This is a genomic window from Streptomyces sp. (assembly GCF_035563135.1).
Classification (GTDB): domain Bacteria; phylum Actinomycetota; class Actinomycetes; order Streptomycetales; family Streptomycetaceae; genus Streptomyces.
In genome coordinates, this window is sequence record NZ_DATMVN010000231.1 from 1 (window position 1) to 2,582 (window position 2,582).

Consider the following 2,582-nt stretch of genomic DNA (forward strand, 5'->3'; position numbering starts at 1 on the left):
CGAGACCGACCCGGAAGCCGTGTCGCGGGGGCGGAGGCTGGCGGAGGGGCGCGGGCTCGCAGACCGGGTGCGGTTCCACGAGGTGCCGGCCGCCGAGTTCCAGGGGGACGGATACGACCTGGCCCTCTCCATCGGCGCCGCGCACGCCTGGCCCGGTGGCACCGCGGACGCGTTGAAGGCGCTGCGGGCCGCCGTGCGGCCCGGCGGCCGGGTGCTGTTCGGCGACGGGTTCTGGGAGCGTGAGCCCTCGACCGCCGCACTGGAAGGCCTCGGCGCGGAGCCGGACGACTTCGGCACGCTCCTGGACATGGTCCGGCAGGCGGAGGCAGCCGGGCTGCGGCCGCTCCAGGTCACCGTGGCCGATCAGCGCGAGTGGGACCTCTTCGAGTCCGCCGCCAACATCGGGCGCGGGGAGCGCTGGGCACTGGCCAACCCCGGGCACCGGCTGCACGCCGGGGTGACCGAGGCCGTCGATGCCCGCCGCACCGGGTACTACGGGGGATATCGCGGGACTCTGGGGCTCGCCTACCTCGTGCTCAGCGCCTGAGAATCGCACATTTCCGCGACACGCGTCCCCGGCCCGCCCCGATGCGGGACGAGCCCGCTTCGTACGGCACAATTCGCAGCAATCAGAAGCGAGTTGGTTCCACCAGGGCGGGAAAGGGCGGCGTTCTCCGTGGCGTTGGACGAGGCGAGGGCGAAGAGTGCGCACGGCGGTGGCTGTACGTGCGGTGACTGCCCGCACGGAGCACGCGAAGGGCACCGCCGCGCGGTGGCGGCCTTCCTCACCAAGCGGGACGAGTTCGCCGCCGGGCAGGGCCTGCCCGCCGGGGTCGCCCAGTCCGTGTCCGCGTCCCGGCAGTGGGTGTCGGACGAGCTGACCGAGTCGGCCCGCGCCGTCGCCGAACGCAGCCGTGAGGCCGGTGACGCCTGGCTGCACACGCTCTGGGTGCGCACCCTCGTGGCCGTCTGGGGCGGTGTCGTCCTGCTGGTCATCGGCGAGGCCGTCACCGCGATCGGGGCCGGCTGGTCCACGGCCCGCACCGCGGGCCTGATCGCCGCACTCGTCACCGCCGGCCTGCTGACCGGCGCCGCCCGCGTCCACCGGACCCGCGGCGGCCTCCTCGCCCCGCTGATCGGCGAGGACAACCGGCTCTCCACCTCGCGCACGGTCGCCGCCTCCTGGGTGCTGCTGGCCGTCTTCGCGGTGCTCGTCCTCGCGCTGCAACTGGCCGGGGCGTCCGACCACGCCGACCGCGACGCCCTGATCGAGGGCCTGGACCTGGTCCGCTCGGCCGGCGTGCTGACCGTGCTCGCGCTGGTGTGTGCCGTCGCCGTGGTCGTACGCCGGGTGGTGACCGTACGCGTCCTGGCTCAGCGACTGCAGAAGCTGCGCGCCGACCGGCCGCGGGCCGCCGATCTGCTGACCGACGACTCCGGGCGCGGGAGCTTCACCGATGTGCAGTACGTGCTGGTCAGCACCGTCGCCGTGCTGTTCGCCGCGGTCCGCCTGGCCCGCCGCCCCGAACAGTTCCCGGATCTGCCGTGGGGGCTTGCGATCCTGGTGGCGGTCTCGGCGGCGACGTACTTCGCCGGGAAGTACGCGGAGGGCGGCCGGCCGGTCATCCTGTCGGTCGTCCGGACCAGGGAGGCCGGCGATCTGGATGCCCCGATCCGTACCGGGGACGACATCGAGATCCGGGGCGCCGGCTTCGTCCCGCCTGGCGCGGGCAGCCCCGACCGGCTGGCGCGGGTGGTCGTCAGGATCGGACGGGTCCATGTGCACGTGCCCCTGATCCCGGTCACCGGAGGGTTCGCCAATCCGGCGGACACCGTGCTCACGGTGCCCGTGCCCGTCGAGGTCGAGCCCGGCGCGGTGGAGGTGCAGGTCGTCACGGCGGCGGGCGTGGAGACCAATTCCTGCATCATCGATGTCACGGACTGATCCGCACACCTGGTGAAACGGCACCGGACCGCCGTACGTATGGTCTGTCGGAGGGCCGACGGAAGGCGGGGCAGTGATGCGTGGGTACGGCGGCAGGTCCTACGGGCTGGACGAGCCGAGGAGTCTGCGGGACCGGGCGCAGCAGTACGCCCTCCTTCCCCTGCGGATCTTTCTCGGCGTCACCTTCGTCTACGCGGGACTCGACAAGCTGACCGACAGCGCGTTCCTGTCGGCGAGCGGCACCGGATCCCTCGGCGAGATGATGACCGCCGTGCGTGACAGTGCGGCGGTCCCGGGCCTCGTCGACCTGGCCCTGAAGAGCCCCGAAGGCTTCGGCTACGCCATCGCGACCGGCGAACTCCTCGTCGGCCTCGGCACCCTGGCCGGCTTGTGGACACGGCTCGCGGCGCTCGGCGGGGCGCTGATCTCGCTGAGCCTGTGGCTGACCGTCAGCTGGCGGACCGAGCCCTACTACTACGGCAACGACCTGGTCTACCTCGTGGCCTGGCTGCCGCTGCTGCTGGCGGGCGCGCCCTGCTGGTCACTGGACGCTCTGAGGCCGGGCCGGCGCCGCGGCCGGATCTAGGGCCGCCGGCCCGGACGGGCCGGGCGCGGTACCCGCCGCCGTCGCCGACGG

The 2,582-nt window shown here is 73.5% G+C and carries 3 protein-coding genes; all 3 read left to right on the forward strand.

Annotated elements, in window-relative coordinates:
* The coding region (locus tag VN520_RS10185) for a class I SAM-dependent methyltransferase (RefSeq protein WP_325746543.1) at nt 1–547 on the forward strand (547 nt) is incomplete at its 5' end.
* A gap of 129 nt (nt 548–676) precedes the next feature.
* Nucleotides 677–1,945, forward strand: coding sequence for a hypothetical protein (locus VN520_RS10190; RefSeq protein WP_325746544.1), 1,269 nt, complete (start codon nt 677–679; stop codon nt 1,943–1,945).
* A gap of 76 nt (nt 1,946–2,021) precedes the next feature.
* Nucleotides 2,022–2,531, forward strand: coding sequence for a DoxX family protein (locus VN520_RS10195; RefSeq protein ID WP_325746545.1), 510 nt, complete (start codon nt 2,022–2,024; stop codon nt 2,529–2,531).
* Nucleotides 2,532–2,582 lie beyond the last annotated feature (51 nt).